The organism is Serpentinimonas raichei (assembly GCF_000828895.1).
Lineage (GTDB): Bacteria > Pseudomonadota > Gammaproteobacteria > Burkholderiales > Burkholderiaceae_C > Serpentinimonas > Serpentinimonas raichei.
Map to the genome: position 1 here is coordinate 1461064 of NZ_AP014568.1, position 18306 is coordinate 1479369.

General features: G+C 62.0%; 9 protein-coding genes and 1 pseudogene. 8 read left to right on the forward strand and 2 right to left on the reverse strand.

Annotated elements, in window-relative coordinates; genetic code table 11:
- Window positions 1–14: 14 nt before the first annotated feature.
- A complete protein-coding gene (locus SRAA_RS06805; protein ID WP_045531641.1) occupies window positions 15–980 on the reverse strand; it encodes an MBL fold metallo-hydrolase in 966 nt (321 codons plus the stop codon).
- Window positions 981–1134: 154 nt separating this feature from the next.
- Between SRAA_RS06805 and SRAA_RS06810 the strand changes: the two genes are divergently transcribed.
- Complete coding sequence (locus SRAA_RS06810; RefSeq protein WP_045531643.1) at window positions 1135–1947, forward strand: IclR family transcriptional regulator; 813 nt, start codon at window positions 1135–1137, stop codon at window positions 1945–1947.
- Window position 1948: 1 nt separating this feature from the next.
- On the opposite strand, the gene SRAA_RS06815 is transcribed toward SRAA_RS06810, so the two are convergent.
- A complete protein-coding gene (locus tag SRAA_RS06815) occupies window positions 1949–2752 on the reverse strand; it encodes an enoyl-CoA hydratase/isomerase family protein (protein WP_045531645.1) in 804 nt (267 codons plus the stop codon).
- Window positions 2753–2898: 146 nt separating this feature from the next.
- Here SRAA_RS06815 and grpE point away from each other — a divergent pair, with 146 nt between their 5' ends.
- The 7 genes and pseudogenes from grpE to SRAA_RS06850 all read left to right on the forward strand — a co-directional run bounded on the left by grpE (window position 2899) and on the right by SRAA_RS06850 (window position 18270).
- Window positions 2899–3474, forward strand: coding sequence for a nucleotide exchange factor GrpE (grpE, locus tag SRAA_RS06820; protein ID WP_045531647.1), 576 nt, complete (start codon window positions 2899–2901; stop codon window positions 3472–3474).
- A 93-nt stretch (window positions 3475–3567) separates the two neighbouring features.
- A complete protein-coding gene (gene dnaK / locus SRAA_RS06825) occupies window positions 3568–5511 on the forward strand; it encodes a molecular chaperone DnaK (protein ID WP_045531650.1) in 1944 nt (647 codons plus the stop codon).
- Window positions 5512–5518: 7 nt separating this feature from the next.
- Window positions 5519–6661 (forward strand): molecular chaperone DnaJ, encoded by a 1143-nt coding sequence (dnaJ, locus tag SRAA_RS06830; protein ID WP_045531652.1) that lies wholly within the window; start codon window positions 5519–5521, stop codon window positions 6659–6661.
- 87 nt (window positions 6662–6748) lie between these two features.
- Window positions 6749–10306 carry an STY4851/ECs_5259 family protein gene (locus tag SRAA_RS06835; protein ID WP_144318723.1) on the forward strand — a complete coding sequence of 1186 codons (3558 nt, stop codon included), beginning with the start codon at window positions 6749–6751 and terminating at the stop codon, window positions 10304–10306.
- Between the two features lie 22 nt (window positions 10307–10328).
- Window positions 10329–16628: a DEAD/DEAH box helicase gene (locus SRAA_RS06840; RefSeq protein WP_045531654.1), complete on the forward strand. Its 6300-nt coding sequence runs from the start codon at window positions 10329–10331 to the stop codon at window positions 16626–16628.
- Between the two features lie 8 nt (window positions 16629–16636).
- A pseudogene (locus SRAA_RS06845) lies at window positions 16637–16882 on the forward strand (DnaJ C-terminal domain-containing protein); the annotation flags it as partial.
- Between the two features lie 20 nt (window positions 16883–16902).
- Window positions 16903–18270 carry an MBL fold metallo-hydrolase RNA specificity domain-containing protein gene (locus tag SRAA_RS06850; RefSeq protein WP_045531662.1) on the forward strand — a complete coding sequence of 456 codons (1368 nt, stop codon included), beginning with the start codon at window positions 16903–16905 and terminating at the stop codon, window positions 18268–18270.
- The last annotated feature ends 36 nt before the right edge of the window (window positions 18271–18306 follow it).

Here is an 18306-nt window from a genome sequence, read left to right on the forward strand (position 1 = left end):
CGAACAAAGGCGGATCAACCCTCCAGCGCCAGCCACATCTGGCGGTCGCGCTCGGCGGTCCAAATGCGCGGATTCGGGTGCTGGGTGGCTTCGTCGTAGGCGCGCGTGACATCAAAAGGCAGGCAGTGGTTGAAGATCACCCAGTGCCCATACTTGGGTTGCAAGCGGGCAAAGGTTTCTTCATACACGGCGCGCAGCTCGCGCCCCGCCGCAACCCCGGCCCGCACGCTGTCCCAGAGCTCGCTCACAAAGGCGCGCGTGCCCTCGATGCCCTGCTGCACCTGCTGCGCCCCGCGCAGCGCCGGCCCACGCCCCGGCAGCAAGGCCAGCGGCTGCAGCGCGGCGACCCGCTCCAGCGTCTGGGGCCAATCCTGAAAATAGGCGTCGCCGGCGTAGGGGGTGGCGTCGAATTCGACCAGATCGCCCGACAGCAGCGTGCGCTCCTGCGGCAGCCACAGCACGGTGTCGCCCTTGGTGTGGCCGCGCCCGAGTTGCAGCATCTGCACCTCCAACCGCCCTAGCCAGAGCGTGAGCTGGCCGGTGAAGGTCAGGGTCGGCCAGGTCAGGCCCGGCGGCACCGACTCGACGTCGCGAAACAGACGCGGGAAGCGCCCAATCTCGCTCGCCTTGTCCTGCTCGCCGCGCTCGACGATCAAGTCGCGCGTGTCCTGGCTGGCGATGATCTGCTGCCCGCCCTCGGCCATGAAGGCGCTGGCACCGAGCACGCGCACCGCGTGGTAGTGCGTGAGCAGCACGTATTTGATCGGTTTGTCGGTGATTTCGCGGATGCGCCGGATCACGTCGGCCGCCATGGCCGGGGTGGCTTGGGTGTCGGCGACCAGCACCGCATCGTCCCCGATCACCACGCCGGTGTTGGGGTCGCCCTCGGCGGTGTAGGCCCAAGCGTGCTCCGACAAGCGCTCGAACGTGACCTTTTTTTCTTCCAGGTCGGCAGCAGAGGCGAAAGTTTTTTGGCTCATCCTAAAGGCTCCAGAGTGGCACAGATCAGGCTCTGTGACGGAAAAATCGTTTCCCCTATCCTAAGGCCAAAATTCAACCATGACAAATCAATTCGCATAGGTACAAACCCGATCCGGCTGGATACCAGCCCCTGGAGCCGGTCAAAATCGCCCCATGCACCCCATCCCTCACCCCATCGAAGCCGACACCGGCCCCCACCCCAAAACGGCCCGCCCCTCGCGCGGCATACAAAGCGTGGAAGTGGGCGGCCAACTGCTCAAAGCGCTGGCACACAGCGGGCGGCGCATGGCGCTCAAAGATTTGGCCCGCGCCGCTGGCATGACGCCAGCCAAGGCGCACCCCTATCTGGTGAGCTTTGGCAAGCTGGGGCTGATCGTGCAAGAACCGGTGAGCGGCCACTACGGGCTTGGGCCGCTGGCCATGCAGTTGGGCTTGATCAGCCTGCAACTGGTCGATCCGGTGGCGCTGGCTGTGGCCGAACTGCCAGCCTTGGCGCAGCAAACCGGCTGCACCGTTTCGGCGGCGGTCTGGGGCAGCCAGGGCCCGGTGATCGTGCGCGTGGAGCACGGCCCCATGCCGGTCTATGTGGCGATGCGCCACGGCATTCCGGCTTCGCTGCGCCACACTGGCACCGGCAAAATTTTTGCCGCCTTCCACCCCAGCCGCGCCGCAGTGCAAGCCGCGCTGGCGCAAGAAGGCCTGGCCGGTGCGCTAGACGACCCCGGCTTTGCCGCCGAACTCGACACCATTCGCGCCCAGGGCTTGTCACGCGTACAAAATGAGCTGCTGCCCGGAATCAGCGCCCTGGCGGTGCCGGTATTTGATGGCTTTGGCGCACTGGCGCTGGCCATCGCCGCCATCGGCCCGAGCCAGATGCTGGATTTGGGGCCCCACAGCCCCCAGGCCCGCGCCCTGAGCGCTGCGGCGCAGGGCTTGTCGCGGCGGTTGGGCTCTCGGGTGGCGTGACTCACCGCCCCACAAACACCGCCGCCCGCCGCTGCGCAAACGCGGCGCGGCCTTCGGTAAAATCGGCGCTGCGCTGGCTGCGGGCTTCGCGCTCGCGCCAGCCTTGCAGATTCGGCTCACCCAAGGCCATCTCTTGCAGGCTTTGCTTCATACCCTGCAGGGCCAATGGGGCCAAGCGGCACAAATTGCGGCACCAGCGCGCCACTTCGGCGGGCAAGGCATCGGGTGCTACCAAGGCATCGAGGTAGCCCATGCGCAGCAGTTCGTCGGCGGGCAGCGCTTGCGCCAGCAAAAACAGGCGCCGCGCGCCTCCCAGCCCCAAGCGGGCCACACTGCGCTGCAAACCGCCGGGGTAATAGTGCAAGCCGAGCGCGGCGGCGGGCATGCGCAACTCCATGCCGTGCACCCCTAAGCGAAAATCGCAGGCCAGCGCCAGATCGGTGGCGCCGCCATAGACGCTACCATTGAGCGCGCACAGCGTGACTGGGCGCAGGCGCGACAGCGCTTCGCACACGCGCTCGAAACCTTGCGGCCCTTGGCTGGTATCGGCATCGAAACCGCCCATGTGGTAGCCCGCGCTAAACACCGCCGCCGCGCTGTGCAGCCGCGCCGTGAGCACCAGCACCCGCACGGCCGCATCGGCCTCGATGGTGGCCAAGTGCTGCGCCAGCTCCTGCAAATCAGCGTCGGTCAGGCTGTTGCGTTGTTGCGGGCGGTTTAAGGTGAGGGTGGCCACCCCGGCGTCGATGTGCAACATGGGGCCGCTGGCGGCGGGCCAGTCGGTGGTGGGTGGATGGAGTGGCATGAGTCGGTATCCTGATGCGCTACGATCATAGATTGAATTTTTACAGCCCAGCCCTTGAAAGCGCCGCCAGACACCCCCACTCTGGGCCACTGAGCCCTAGACCCTGCCCCGCCACCGCGCCGGGCGCCCTTTCGTTTTAAGCCGCCATGTCCGCCAACCCAGACCCGACTTACCACCGCCCCGACCGCCCCGACACCGCCGATGCGCCGTTCTCGCCCGAGGAGGCCGAAGCGGCTGCGGCGGCCGATGCCGCCCTGCAAGACGAGCTGTCTCTCGAAGTGGAGCGACTGCAAGCGCAAAACACCGAACTGGCCGAGCAGTACCTGCGCGTCAAGGCCGAGATGGAAAACCTGCGCCGCCGCACCGACGAAGAAGTGAGCAAGGTGCGCAAATTTGCCGTCGAGGGCTTTGCCGAGAGCCTGCTGCCGGTGCTCGACAGCCTGGAAGCCGGGCTGGCGATACAAGAGGCCACGGCGCAGCAGATACGCGACGGGGCCGAGGCCACGCTCAAGCAGTTGCAAAGCGCCTTGGCCCGCCACAAGGTGCAGCCGATCGCGCCCGCAGCGGGCAGCCGCTTCGACCCGCACCAGCACCAGGCCATCGGCGTGGTGGCAGCACCCGGCCAAGAGCCAAATTCCGTGGTGGCGGTGCTGCAAAAAGGCTACCTGATCGCCGAGCGGGTGCTGCGCCCGGCCATGGTCACGGTCACTGCGCCCAAATAAGCCGCCTTTCAAACCCTCATCCCGGTGCTTGAAATCCGGCCCTCCAGCCGCATCTGCACCCCATCCGTTTTATTTGAACTTTAGGAGCCATTCATGGGCAAAATCATCGGCATCGACCTGGGCACCACCAACTCGTGCGTCTCGGTCATGGAAGGCAACACCACGCGCGTAATCGAAAACAGCGAAGGCGCGCGCACCACACCCTCCATCATCGCCTACCAAGAAGACGGTGAAATCCTCGTCGGTGCCTCGGCCAAGCGCCAGGCCGTGACCAACCCACGCAACACCCTGTACGCGGTCAAGCGCCTGATCGGGCGCAAGTTTGAAGAAAAAGAGGTGCAAAAGGACATCGGCCTGATGCCCTACACCATCGCCCGCGCCGACAACGGCGACGCCTGGGTGGAAGTGCGCGGCAAAAAACTGGCCCCGCCGCAGGTGAGCGCCGAAGTGCTGCGCAAGATGAAGAAAACCGCCGAAGACTACCTCGGCGAGGCCGTGACCGAGGCCGTGATCACCGTACCGGCCTACTTCAACGACGCCCAGCGCCAGGCCACCAAAGACGCCGGGCGCATCGCCGGGCTCGATGTCAAGCGCATCATCAACGAGCCCACCGCCGCCGCGCTGGCCTTTGGGCTGGACAAGCACGGCAAAGGCGACCGCAAGATCGCGGTCTATGACCTCGGCGGCGGCACTTTTGATATTTCGATCATCGAAATTGCCGACCTCGAGGGCGAAAAGCAATTTGAAGTGCTCTCCACCAACGGCGACACCTTCTTGGGCGGCGAGGACTTCGACCAGCGCATCATCGACTACATCGTGACCGAGTTCAAAAAAGAGCAAGGCGTCGATCTGACCAAAGACGTGCTGGCCTTGCAGCGCCTCAAGGAAGCGGCCGAGAAGGCAAAGATCGAGCTCTCCAACTCGACCCAGACCGACCTCAACCTGCCCTACATCACCGCCGACGCCAATGGTCCGCGCCACCTCAACATCAAGCTCACGCGCGCCAAGCTCGAAGCGCTGGTCGATGAGCTGATCGAGCGCACCATCGCGCCCTGCCGCACCGCCATCAAAGACGCGGGCGTGAGCGTGGGCCAGATCGACGACGTGATTCTCGTGGGCGGCATGACGCGCATGCCCCGGGTGCAAGAGAAGGTCAAAGAGTTCTTTGGCAAAGAGCCGCGCAAAGACGTGAACCCCGACGAAGCCGTGGCCGTGGGCGCTGCCATCCAAGGCCAGGTGCTCTCGGGCGAGCGCAAAGACGTGCTGCTGCTCGACGTGACCCCGCTCAGCCTGGGCATCGAGACCATGGGCGGTGTGATGACCAAAATGATCACCAAGAACACCACCATCCCGACCAAGTTCGCACAGGTGTTCTCCACCGCCGACGACAACCAACCGGCGGTCACGATCAAGGTATTCCAAGGCGAGCGCGAGATCGCCGCCGGCAACAAGCTGCTGGGCGAGTTCAACCTCGAGGGCATCCCGCCCGCCCCGCGCGGCCTGCCGCAGATCGAGGTGAGCTTTGACATCGACGCCAACGGCATTTTGCACGTGGGCGCCAAAGACAAAGGCACCGGCAAAGAAAACAAGATCACGATCAAGGCCAACTCGGGCCTGACCGAGGCCGAAATCCAGAACATGGTGAAAGACGCCGAACTCAACGCCGCCGAAGACCACAAAAAAGTGGAACTGGTGCAGGCGCGCAACCAGGCCGACGGCTTGGTGAGCTCGGTGCGCAAGAGCCTGAAAGAATACGGCGACAAGCTCGACGCGGCCGAAAAAGAGAAAATCGAAGCCGCCATCAAGGCCGCCGAAGAGGCTGTCAAAGGCGAGGACAAGGCCGCCATCGAGGCCACCAGCGCCGAGCTGATGAGCGCCAGCCAAAAGCTGGGTGAAAAAATGTACGCCGAGCAGCAGGCCGGCGCGGCGGCGGGTGCAGCAGGCGCCGCGGGCGGCCCCACTGCCGATGCCGGTGCCCGATCGGCATCGGCCGACGATGTGGTCGATGCCGAAGTGAAAGAAGTCAAGAAAGACTGACGCCCAAATGGCCAAACGCGACTTTTACGAAATCTTGGGCGTGCCCAAGAACGCCAGCGACGAAGACATCAAAAAAGCCTACCGCAAGCTGGCGATGAAGCACCACCCGGACCGCAACCAGGGTGATGCGACCAAGGCTGCGGAAGAAAAATTCAAAGAGGCCAAAGAAGCCTACGAGATGTTGAGCGACCCGCAAAAGCGCGCCGCCTACGACCAGTACGGCCACGCCGGCGTCGACCCCAATATGCGCGGCCCCGGCGGGGCGGGCGGGGCGGACGGTTTTGGTGGCTTTTCCGAATCGTTCGGCGATATTTTTGGCGATATTTTTGGCGGCCAGCGCGGCGGTGCCGGGCGTGGGCGCCAAGTCTATCGGGGCAGCGACTTGTCTTACGCGATGGAGATCTCGCTCGAAGAAGCCGCTGCGGGCAAAGAGTCCGAAATTCGCATCCCAAGCTGGGACAACTGCGGCACCTGCCACGGCAGCGGCGCCAAGCCGGGCACCAGCGTCAAAACCTGCCCGAGCTGCAACGGCTCCGGTGTGGTGCAGATGCGCCAAGGCTTTTTCAGCGTGCAGCAAACCTGCCCGCACTGCCACGGCAGCGGCAAGATCATCCCCGAACCCTGCACCGCTTGCAACGGCCAGGGCAAGGTCAAGAAGCACAAAACGCTGGAAATCAAAATTCCGCCCGGCATCGACGACGGCATGCGCATCCGCTCGACCGGCAACGGTGAGCCCGGCCGCAATGGCGGCCCGTCGGGCGATCTGTACATCGAGATTCGGCTGCGCAAGCACGATTTGTTCGAGCGCGAGGGCGACGACCTGCACTGCCACGTGCCGGTGAGCATCAGCACCGCCGCGCTGGGCGGCGAGATCGCCGTGCCCACGCTGGGCGGCAAAGCCAGCATCGACATCCCCGAAGGCACCCAGCACGGCAAAACCTTCAGACTGCGCGGGCGCGGCATCAAGGGCGTGCGCTCGAGCTACCCCGGCGATCTGTACTGCCACATCAACGTGGAAACCCCGGTCAAGCTCACCGAACACCAGCGCAAGCTGCTGCGCGAGCTCGAAGAATCGTTCCAAAAGGGCGGCAACAAACACAGCCCGAACGACAAAGGCTGGTTCGAGAAAGCGAAGGCGTTTTTCTTCTAGATCCCTCAAGGCCGGACTCCTCCCAACCACCCCAAGATGACTGCATAATTCAAGCTAAATAGTTGTCACATAATCTGGGGAGGATCCATGCATGAGTACGCTGACTGGATTGATGCGTTTCTAAGCAAGAGAGGGCTTTCACGCCCTAATGGCGAGATGTTATTTGGCTACCGCGCGACAAAAGCGGAGTACTTGTCGCTGCAAGCGCTGATGGCACGCAAACTGGAAAGCTTGGAAGGCACACCTTGGATACTGCGATCAACCTCGGAGTGCGCGTGCTTTGTTTTTTATGCGTCTGAGTGGTGGAGACGCGAGTACAACGGTGGGCCATGGCGCTGGACACACATCCTTCAGTCGCTGGGTCAGCCATTTTCACTGGACGTGCTTGAGCGTACGGCGGCCGTCGAGCTTGGGCTCAGAGCATGGGGCCATAGGCCCGGTGGCCAAGGCAAGAAGTATCTCGGCGCAATCGTCGCCCATGGCGGTCTCCCACTTCAGCTGATTGAGCGGGGTGATGGATCCATTGCTAGGCTACTGATTCGTGCAATGCGACAGGCCCAGCTCTATAGCTGGGACTCCAATCGCCTTGCAAGCTTCTTCGACGCCCATCAGTTCGAGCTGGTGCAGCATCTTCGAGACGACGACATCTACCGACTCCTCGCGTCGGTAGTCGTGACTGTGCTTTCACTTCGCCAGGAGTGCCAGCTGGCGGGTGTGGCCAACCCGGTTGAGGTGCTCGACAGGCTCCGCCCGAGCTGGCGCGAACGTTTTCCTATCGCTGTGGACGACAACTCGGCCGAGCCGCTGCTTGTCGGTCTGGTCAAGGAGGCAGCCAAGGAGTATGCCCCGGTCACATCCTTTCCCGTCATCGCGACTCGCTCACTCACCCTTGGTGACGACGGAGAGACCTACGGCCTGGCCATGACTGCGGACATGCCTGGAAGCATCACGCTGGCTGCACTGTCCGCCGCAATCGGATTGAGTCCCGACGCTCTCCCGCAATCCTTCTCGGTTGATCTGGTCGGGGTCGAGCGGGTGTCGCTGGGCGAGGGACGTCAACTTCTCGGTGGCAGTGAGCCCACAGCAATCCTTGCGGGACGGACTGGGCCCATTAAAGGAGATGCAGCCCTAGCGGAGCACCTGCTGGTGCTCCGCTGCCTAGGTGAGGATTTGCATGCACCTGCGGAAGTGCCCGGTGCCTACGCACTGGATGAGACTCAGCCTTGGGTGTTTGTTTCACGCGACACTGGGATCGTTTTGGCGGGTATCGGAGGGTGTAGCGTTCCGGAGGACACCTGTTTGGTGGCTGTGCCTGACGACTGCAATGTGGCTGCAGGTGACGACGGCAGCACAGCCGACCTGAAAGGCATGATCGGCGGGCTGGCCCAGACTCGCTGGGTGTACATGGTGCGCGGTGCCGCTCGTGTCTTGGCTCAGGGATCGCACTTCATTGTTCGGACGGGTCAGACCGCAGATCCAAGCAGTCAACTACTGTGGCGGGGCACACGGGCCCCCTACTGCTCCGGATCGATGTCGGTGTACCTTGGTGTTCCGGTTCTGTGTCGGCTTGCGTTGGACGGCTCTCTGGCTCAAGTGCCACCGCGTTCTATCGAGTGGACGATACTTGGAAGAGCAAGTGAGCTGGTTGAACAGCCTCGCCAGCACCGTGGCCCCATAGACGCGTGGCTCATCGAAGATGGGGCAAGGCAACGCCGCTTCAGGATGGTTCTTTTACCACCCGAGGCTAAGCTTCGCTTTAAATCAGGAGCGACGGAATGTGAGGGAGCCATCGAGTTTCACGCTTGGGGTATCGAGTCAATCGATGCACCCAAGGAGCTCAAGGCTCGAACCGACCCAGTGGCAAATGGCCCGAAGCTTCAACTACATGCTGAGGACCGTCCGCCTGCCCACGTACCGGTCTCTGTCAACTGGCCACACACTCCGTATGCACTGCGGTTGGAGCTACCCTTTCCCGCGACGGGCGGTCGATTCACCACCACTGATGGCGTCAGCCTTCAGGCCGGCCAGGCAGTGCCTATCAGGCAGCTGCAGACAGTTCGAGTACAGGTGTTCGATCGAAACCCTGATGCGCCGAAGCGGTACTCGTTGATTGTCGAGCTTTCGGGCCGTGGTGGAATTTCCGGCGTAGGCCGGTTGCACGTCGAGCATGCCATTCCGATAGACAAGCAAGGATTTGGCGAACTTCGTTTGCTTGAGGTGGAGTCCAGTTTGCTAGGACTGTTGTGCCAGAGTAGTCAACTTGATGCAAGGCTCGAACTTAGTCTCACGGTGAACGGTGCCGCCAGCTCGAAGATTGACGTCAGTCGCTACGACGCCGACCTAGAACTCCAGCACCAGTCGCAGGCGATGACCCTCCCGGGGGCGTGCTTGGCGGGGCTGAGCGCTGATGAGTTGGGTAGCGTCAACCTGCGCGCGTTGCCGCTCCTGCTAGCAAATGCCGAGGAGGTTGTGCTGAGTCAGGCTCAATCGGAGGGTACGCCGGCTGGTCGATGGAGCGTCGCAAGCCTATCTGCAGAGCGCGGACCTTGGATGGTCTACCCGTCTTCGACCTCGACGCTACAGCTTCGACCCACCCTTTACGCGGGCTTTTCCATTGGCGCTGCTTCTTCCCGGACTGCGCGGCTTTGCCCCTTGGGAGAGGCAATGGCTATCGCATACGCTGATGAGCGTGCGAAGGCCGTCAGGCGGGTTGTCGGCGTGATGGCCCAAGACCTTGACCATGAGTCTTGGCTCTTGATCACAAGGCAGTACCAACTGTTATCGCACTTGCCGCTAAGCACATTCGACTACTGGCGAGCGCTCGCCAGCAGCATGCCGAGCAGTCTGGCCGCCTTGCTCAAGCTCTCCCATGACGTCCACTCGCTGGTGAAACGCATGCGCGATGAGTTGGGCGTCGTATGGGAACTCATGCCTCACTCCACCTTGGCAGAGGGACTCAGTGGCTTGCAGCAGTCGTGGGCGAAGCAGTTGACAACAGACGCAGAAGACCCCGTCGTGAAGACTCTGTCCGAGCAAGTTTTTCGCACGATTGGAGTGTCGGACCCGCTGCTCGACGACTTGATTGAACTGGTACTCTTTCAAGCGGGATACAACCGTACCGACAAACTGGATCGACTCATTGCCCCGTTCTCGACGGGCGCACGCCTGCTGGTGGCACGCCTTTGGTTAGGTGAGAACAGCATGCTTCAGCGTTTTCTTCTTCGAACACATACCGAAGACAGGATCTGGCCGCACTTTGACCTGTCCCGAGCGTTGGTCCAACTCTGGCAAGCGATGCAGCCCGATGCCGCGTCAAAACTCTTTGAACTCTGCGGCAAGGATTTGATTTGGATGCCGACTGCTGGCCAAGCAGGCCCGTACTCTAAGAACGTCAAGGAGGACGTGGCCAACGCACCGGTTCTGGCGGGACTGGTGAGTCAACTTCTGCCAGCCGAATCGCCCTGGTGGACTGACAGTCAACTGGCCCAGTTGAGGCAGATTCGGAACTTCGATCCCGCTTGGTTCGAACTCGGTTGCCGTACGGGTCTGTTGCTGGCGCTGATGCTCGAACAAAAGCTCGCCCAGACGAAGCCAAACACTGGGGCAGGACGTTCATCAACACCGCGCTCATCCGGCAGCGCTTGAGCCACCGATCACTTGTATCCCGATGCAAACCTCCTACTTCGCCGATCTGCTGCCAGAGCTGTCAACACGCGCGGCCCGCGCCACGATCAGCAAGCTCGGCTTCTCCAACCAGCCGCTCCGAAAGCACCTTTTTGAAATCTTCGCTAGGGGCTTTGGCGAAACCGGGTGCTTCCTTGCAGACCCTGTCTTCGAAGCCACCTTCGGGTGGAAGCAGGCCGATGCGAGCATGGCCTCATTGACGAAGGGGCTGCTTCATGCTGACCTAGTCAATGCCATGGACAAGCCGTGGGGAGACAACGCCAAGGAGTACCGGTTCCCGCGCGAGGCCAAGCCCTATGTCCACCAGCTCACGGCATGGAATGCACTTCTCGCCCCGGGCTATCAATCCGTGGTCGTCACCAGCGGCACGGGGTCCGGGAAGACCGAGTGCTTCATGGTTCCCGTGCTAAGCAGCCTTGCGCACGCACGCACCAAGGAACCTGACATTCGTGGGATACGCGCCCTGTTCTTGTATCCCATGAATGCCCTGATTCAGAGTCAGCGAGAACGGCTGCGCGCGTGGACCGGCCCGTTCAACGGTGACATCCGCTTCTGCCTTTACAACGGCATGACTCCGGAAGAGGCCAGGGCTGAGAAGTACCGGGAGTCGCCCAACGAGGTTCACGACCGCGCGACGCTTCGAAGCAGACCGCCGCCGATCTTGGTGACAAACCCTACGATGCTGGAGTACATGCTCGTCCGTGCTCAGGATGCGCCGATTCTCGAGCAGTCGCAGGGCACACTCGAATGGATCGTGCTGGACGAAGCACACAACTACATCGGTTCACAGGCGGCGGAACTGGCGCTCTTGCTTCGTCGCGTGCTGCATGCCTTCGGCACCGACGCGCAGAAAGTTCACTTCGTTGCTACTTCGGCAACGATCGGTTCCGGAGACGTTAATGCAAAGGCGCAACTGCAAGAGTTTCTCGCAAAGCTTGCAGGTGTTGAGACTGGTCGGGTGGTTGTTGTTGAGGGCGAACGACGTGTTCCGCAAGTCGATGCGCCCATTGACTTGGCAGCTGCCAAGACAAGCCCGACCGAGCTTGCCAGTCTCCCGGATGACGAGGGTCGATATCTTCGGCTTGCCGTTCATCCAGTAGCGCGAAAGCTGCGAGACCTCTTCGTTCCTGCGGTGTCCGGACAGGGCTATCAACCCCTCTCCGCCATCAAGAAGGCGTTGCAGAGCGCCGGCCCTACGAGGACGGATACTGAGGCACTTGAGTGGATCGACCTGCTGACCAGCGCGGTTCAGGGTTCCGGGCGTGAAGCGGTTCCTTTCCTTCCGCTTCGCCTTCACGCCTTTCACAACACGCTGAACGGCCTTTGGGCCTGCGCAAGTCCTTTGTGCAGCAAGAAGATCACGACCCTGCTCGCAGATGCCGATTGGCCTTTCGGCTTGGTCTATACCGAAGAGCGCAGCCGCTGCGGCTGTGGCGCACCAGTGTTCCCATTGACCTCTTGCAATGACTGCAACGAAACCTTCCTGAGTGCGGACTTGATCTACAGCGGCGGAATGCGGTGTTTGAAGCCGCCCATGCAGGACGATGTTGACGAGTTCACGCTGGATCGAGACCCAGAGGAACGTGAACCCAGTGACGACGACGTGGCTGATGACGAAGCGCCGACGTCTGGGCCGCGAACCCACGCGTTGATCGTCAACGGATCAAGTCGTGGCGCAGCAGTCTCCATTGACGTCGAGACGCTTGAGCTCGTGCCCAAGCCCGTGGAGTCAGCCCTGGCTTTGAGGGTGCAGGACGTTTCGCTCATCGACAAGCAACAGGTACTGAAATGCCCTGGCTGCGGTGGCGCAGCGCCGCAGCTCGAACAGTTCAGACGCCCGATGCTGGGAGCGCCCTTCCTGCTGGGGAACATCATCCCAACGCTGTTGGAGTTCTGTCCTGACGGGGAGCAACCGCTCGACTCGCCGATGCGAGGCCGTCGCATGATCACCTTCACCGACAGCCGACAAGGAACAGCACGCATCGCGGCGCAGCTTCAGCAGGATGCCGAGCGGAATGCCTTGCGCGCTGCGGTGTATCGTAGGCTCGTACTTGCGATGTCTTCGTCTGGGCCGGAACAGGCCGAGATCAATAAGAGGCTGGCGGACAACAGCACCGTACTCAAGGTGCTTCCGGCAGGTACGCCGGCGGCCTTGACTGTCGAAAAGATGATGAGGGACGACGAGGAGAAGCTGAGGAAGCTGGCAGGCGGCAAGCCGGTACTGCATGCCGAGCTTGTCCAATGGCTGGCCACTCAAGTACCCGACATCAGCCGGTGGATCCACAGGTACTACGAAGAATCCGACTCACATTTCCGAACGGGGCGTGGCAAGGAACTTCTGACCGAGATTCTCCTGTGTCGAGAGTTCGCTCGGCGCCCCAAGCGCCAGAACAGCTTGGAGACCATGGGGCTGATGGCGGTTAAATACCCCAAGCTTGCAGCCATCGTCTCCAGACGGCCCGCAGTCGAACAGGCTGGGATGACGCTGCCCGAGTGGGTTGATTTCCTGAAAATCTGCTTGGACTTCTATGTCCGGCAGAGCTTCTGCTTGAAGCTGCCCACAAGCTGGGAGCGGTGGGGAGGCAATCGAGTCTTCTCAAAGCAACTGCTACCGCCTTTGTCGGTAGAGCGCAGCACCTCGAAGCTCTTAAAGTGGCCCAAGGTTCGCCTTGGCGATCGGCAGCACCGACTGGTAAGACTGTTAGCGTATGCGCTGAAAGTCGATCCGCAAACGGCTACAGGCCGCGATCGGATCGACAGCTTGCTGCTTGCTGCATGGGACGATCTCTCCGGCACCGCCAACCTGTTGCAGCTAGGCGGCGGCCAAGGCCGGTACCTAGATCTTGCCGACTTTGCATTCCAGACCATCACCAAGGGATGGGTCTGCCCGGTGACGAGGCGCATTCTGGACGTCACGCTGCGCGGGGCAACGCCGTACTTGCCTGAGCGACAGATGCGTGAGGACGTGGTCCTCTGCCGGTCCATCGAAATCCCAGTCTGCGATGTCATCGGTCGTGACTTCTCCAGTGAGTCCGAGAAGGTTCTCGCAGCACGCGCCTGGGTTGAAGCTCAACCATCGCTGGTAGATGCCCGGATAGAAGGCATCTGGTCCAATGTCAACGACCGCGTGATTGAGGGGGCAGGCTACTTTCGCGCTGTCGAGCACTCGGCGCAACAGGCTGGGAGCCGACTTCAGCAGTACGAGGGGCAGTTCAAGCGAGGGGCAATCAACCTGATGAGCTGTTCGACGACGATGGAAATGGGCGTCGACATCGGCGGCATCAACACGGTTGCCATGAACAACGTTCCTCCGCATCCCGCGAACTACCTTCAGCGGGCCGGACGTGCAGGTCGTCGCTCCGAGACACGCTCGATTGCGCTCACCGTGTGCAAGAACAATCCACATGATCAGCACGTTTTCAAACACACGACGTGGCCGTTCGAAACCCGCATCTCCACGCCGGGCATCTCGCTGTCGAGCCCGCAGCTTGTTCAGCGGCATGTCAATTCCTTGCTTCTGTCAAAGTTCCTTCGTTTGCAGGACCGACAAGGCAAGCTGGACAAGTTGACGCTCGACTGGTGGATGCTGCCCCGGGGGAGCAGTCGACAAGAGCGGTTTGTCGCATGGTGCGAGTGCTTCAAGCCAGACGCACACCGCGACCTGAATCTCGGCATCAGCTCGCTTGTGAAGCGAACCGTTCTGGAGGGACGCGAGTCGAACTTCTCACTCGTCGCGGACGTTGGGCAGGCTGCGGCGCGTCATGCGACTGAGTGGATGGCGGAGTTGAATGCGATCGACGAGCAGATCTCCGAGCTTTCCAAGCGAACTGACGAGGACAGAATCCCGCTCAAGGCCCTGCAGATTCAGCGCAAGAGGCTCACCGGGGAGTACCTTCTGCGCGAGCTCGCAACAAGCGGGTTCCTCCCTGGCTACGGTTTCCCCACGGATATCACGACCTTTGAGACCTTGAACAAGGACTCGGCGGAACTCAACCAGTTTCGCGGCGAGTCCGGGGGGCGCGAGGACAACCGCTACCAGCGGCGGGAGTTGCCTAGCCGCGACACGGTGACCGCTCTCCGGGAGTACGCGCCGGGCGCCAGTGTGGTCATCGATGGTCTTGTCTACGAGTCTGCAGGTATCACCCTCAACTGGCACGCACCCGCCACACTTGATCAAGTCAATGAGTTGCAGAACATCCGTCAAGCTTGGCGATGTGGGCACTGCGGATCTAGTGGCACCAGCGTGCTGGCCTCGCCCTTGGATCACTGCCTTGAGTGTGGCGCGCGGCTGACTCGCGAAGGCAATCGCAACAAGCAGTACCTAGAGCCGGCGGGATTCAGCGTCGATCTTTACTCCGAGACTCACAACGACATCAGCCTCCAGAAGTACATACCGGTTGAGACACCGTGGATCTCAGCTCAGGGCGACTGGGTGCCCCTAGCGAACCCTGCGCTGGGCGCATTCAGGTGCTCTTCGGAAGGATCGGTCTTTCACTTTTCGTCGGGCCTAGGTGGTTCTGGATATGCAGTCTGCCTAGAGTGCGGCCGGGCTGCGCCTTTAGGGCACGGCGAGGATCCGGAGGAAACTCCTGCGGTGTTCAAGCGTCCGCACAAGCGACTACGCGGCCGACGAGGCAACGGAGATGACTGGAACTGTGGCGGCAGCGATAGCCCATTCAAGATCAAGAAAGGTGTCAGTTTCGGTCGCGAGTACACCACCGACGTGCTGGAGCTATCTCTGGTGGGACTGGATGGGCACGCCTTGGCGGTTGCTGACGCCGCTTATACGCTGGCTGTTGCCCTTCGAACCGCGATAGCTGCTCGGCTTGGCGTCGAAGAGAGCGAGCTCGGTTGTGACACCAAGCCTATCCGAGACCCCAACGGTAGACCGTGTCGGGTGGTTCAGATTTTCGACATGCGCTCTGGTGGCTACTCAAGCCTTGTTGTCACGGACTTGCCCAGTTTACTTCGGGACGCGCGCAAGGTTTTGATGTGCGAGAACGAGTGCGAGTCTGCGTGTCAGAGTTGCCTGCTGACGTTCGACACGCGGTTCCGGCTGGACAGTCTCAATAGGCATTCAGCGCTTCAGTTTCTGAGCGACGAGTGGATTCAATCGCTGCAACTGAAGGAAGATCAGCAGATCTTTGGCAAGACATCTCGAGCGGAATACCAACCCCTAGCCGAGGCGATCACGCGCGAACTCAATCGTACCAACGCTAGGTGCCTCTACGTGTTCATGGCTGGAGATCCATCGGACTGGGACATTGCTGCCTCGCCACTTCGCCAGCTATTGCATCGCCTCTCAGTGAAGAGTGGCGTTGGGCTCGCCCTCGTGACACCCTTGGCCGACCTCAACTCGCTGTCTATCGGGAACGCGTCGACGCTCCGTAGCCTAGAAACAATCTGTAACGTCAAGCTCCTCGTTGGCAATCCACCAGTGGTCAGCAGTTCGGGTGTTTGCTTGGCTACAGTTGAGGCCCTCGACGGAACTTGCACATCATGGGGTGTGTCAGATCAATGGCTTGCGGTTCCGGACCTCCGATGGGGCGTATTGGGATCAGCACTTCCCCTAGTGGTTTCGTCCAGTTCCACCCCAGCGCTCACCAACGCAGCACCCAAACTTCCACCGCCCACATCTGCCGGTGCGCGGGCCATCGAGGTAGCGGGAGAACTGGACGGCCCGGGCCAAGGATTTGGCATGCGATTCTGGGCCGCGGTCAGCCCACCTGACCTGCCCAACGGGCTGCCTTTGGACGGATCGATCGTATCGGTGATCTACGAAGATCGCTATCTTGTGACGCCACTCAGTTGCGCTCTGTTGATTGAGTTGATCAGTGCTCTGAAGGTTCGATTCGAGCCAATGGACCGGTGGGATGACCCCGAGATCATCGTGTCATCCATGTACATTGATGACACGCGACAAGGGCGTCATCGAGACCAATGGACGAGCGACTGGCCAAGCACCGAACTTCGCGATGCTGCCCTGCACTCAGCCCTAGAGTACTGCGGCCTGAGGGCCTCGATCACCTCAAAGGCCAAGCGTGATCTTATCCATGGACGGCGAATGGTGATTCGCTTTGATCGAGGCCCGGACTGCACCATCTGGATGGACCAAGGACTTTCGTATTGGACCGTCGCTCGGCAGCAATCTCGCACCAGTGCGATCATCTTCACCTTCGCCGACGACGCGGCATCGCTCGGCGAAAGATTGGCGGAGGTCAAGGTCGGCGTCGAAGGTCATGGCATGCCCACACAAATCTTCTTGACTCGTCGGGATCGTTGATTTCCCCTATCGACATCCCCGAAGGCACCCAGCACGGCAAAACCTTCAGACTGCGCGGGCGCGGCATCAAGGGCGTGCGTTCGAGCTACCCCGGCGATCTGTACTGCCACATCAACGTCGAAACCCCGGTCAAGCTCACCGAACACCAGCGCAAGCTGCTGCGCGAACTGGAAGAGTCGTTCCAAAAAGGCGGCAACAAACACAGCCCGAACGACAAAGGCTGGTTCGAGAAAGCGAAGGCGTTTTTCTTCTAGTTTTGTGATCCAATGGACGCATGAGCGTCCAAGTCATCTTCCTGGGCGGGGCCGGTACTGTCACCGGCTCCAAGTTTTTGGTGCGGCATGCGGGCAAGGGCCTGCTGATCGATTGCGGCCTGTTCCAGGGCTACAAGCAGTTGCGGCTGCGCAACTGGGCCGCGCTGCCGGGCCTGGAAGAAGGCGGCATCGACGCCGTGGCGCTCACGCACGCGCACCTCGACCACAGCGGCTACCTGCCGCTGCTGGTGCGCCAGGGCTACCACGGCCCGGTCTGGTGTACGCCGGGCACGCGCGACCTGTGCCGCATCCTGCTGCCCGACAGCGGCCACATCCAGGAAGAAGACGCCCAGTTCGCCAACCGCAAGGGTTTTTCCAAACACCACCCGGCGCTGCCGCTCTACACCGAACAAGATGCGCGCAAATGCCTGAAACAGTTGCGCAGCGTGGCGCCACTGCACCTGTTCGAGCCGCTGCCGGGCTGGCAGGCGCGCTTTCATGGAGCCGGGCACATTTTGGGCGCCTCCAGCCTGTATCTCGAAGTGGGCGGGCGGCGGCTGCTGTTTTCGGGCGACCTCGGGCGCTGCGACGACCTGCTCATGTTCCCGCCCGAGGCACCACCGGGAGCGGATGCGGTGTTCGTCGAGTCCACCTACGGCAACCGCGAGCACCCGAGCGAGAACCTGATCGACGAACTGGCGGAACCGCTGCAACGCGCAGCCGCCCGCAGCGGCACCGTGGTGGCGCCGGTGTTTGCGGTCGGTCGCGCGCAGGCGCTGTTGCACGCCATTGCGGTGCTCAAGCAGCAAGGGCGCATCCCGCAGGCGCTGCCGGTGTTTCTGGACAGCCCGATGGCGATCGAGAGCACCGAGCTGTTTGCCCAGCACCTGGGCCAGCACCGCCTGAGCGCCGCCGAGTGCAGCGCCATGGCGCGCGCCGCCACCATGACGCGCAGCGCCGACCAGTCCAAAGCCATTGCGCGCCAGCACGGCCCGAAAGTGATTTTGTCGGCCAGCGGCATGGCCACCGGCGGCCGCGTGCTGCACCACCTGCAACTGTACCTGGGCGACCACCGCAACCTGGTGCTGCTGACCGGCTTTCAGGCCGCCGGCACGCGCGGGGCCACGCTCGCCAACGGCGGCACCAGCCTGCGCATCCACGGCCAAGACTGGCCGGTGCGCGCCGAGGTGCTGCAACTGCATTCCTCCTCGGCCCACGCCGACGCGCCACAACTGCTGAACTGGCTGCGCGCCATTCCGGGTCAGCCGCAGCGCGCCTTCGTCATCCACGGCGAACCCGAAGCCGCCGACACCCTGCGCCGGCGCATCGAAACCGAGCTGCGCTGGAGCGCGCTGGTGCCCGAGCACGGCTCGACTTGGGAGCTTTGAGGCTTCCAACTCATCCCCGCAGCCATTCTGGCCCGC

Excerpts from the sequence above, each read along its gene's own strand:
- SRAA_RS06805 (WP_045531641.1), bottom strand. The coding sequence starts at position 980 with ATGAGCCAAAAAACTTTCGCCTCTGCTGCCGACCTGGAAGAAAAAAAG.
- SRAA_RS06810 (WP_045531643.1), top strand. The coding sequence starts at position 1,135 with ATGCACCCCATCCCTCACCCCATCGAAGCCGACACCGGCCCCCACCCC.
- SRAA_RS06815 (WP_045531645.1), bottom strand. The coding sequence starts at position 2,752 with ATGCCACTCCATCCACCCACCACCGACTGGCCCGCCGCCAGCGGCCCC.
- grpE (WP_045531647.1), top strand. The coding sequence starts at position 2,899 with ATGTCCGCCAACCCAGACCCGACTTACCACCGCCCCGACCGCCCCGAC.
- dnaK (WP_045531650.1), top strand. The coding sequence starts at position 3,568 with ATGGGCAAAATCATCGGCATCGACCTGGGCACCACCAACTCGTGCGTC.
- dnaJ (WP_045531652.1), top strand. The coding sequence starts at position 5,519 with ATGGCCAAACGCGACTTTTACGAAATCTTGGGCGTGCCCAAGAACGCC.
- SRAA_RS06835 (WP_144318723.1), top strand. The coding sequence starts at position 6,749 with ATGCATGAGTACGCTGACTGGATTGATGCGTTTCTAAGCAAGAGAGGG.
- SRAA_RS06840 (WP_045531654.1), top strand. The coding sequence starts at position 10,329 with ATGCAAACCTCCTACTTCGCCGATCTGCTGCCAGAGCTGTCAACACGC.
- SRAA_RS06850 (WP_045531662.1), top strand. The coding sequence starts at position 16,903 with ATGAGCGTCCAAGTCATCTTCCTGGGCGGGGCCGGTACTGTCACCGGC.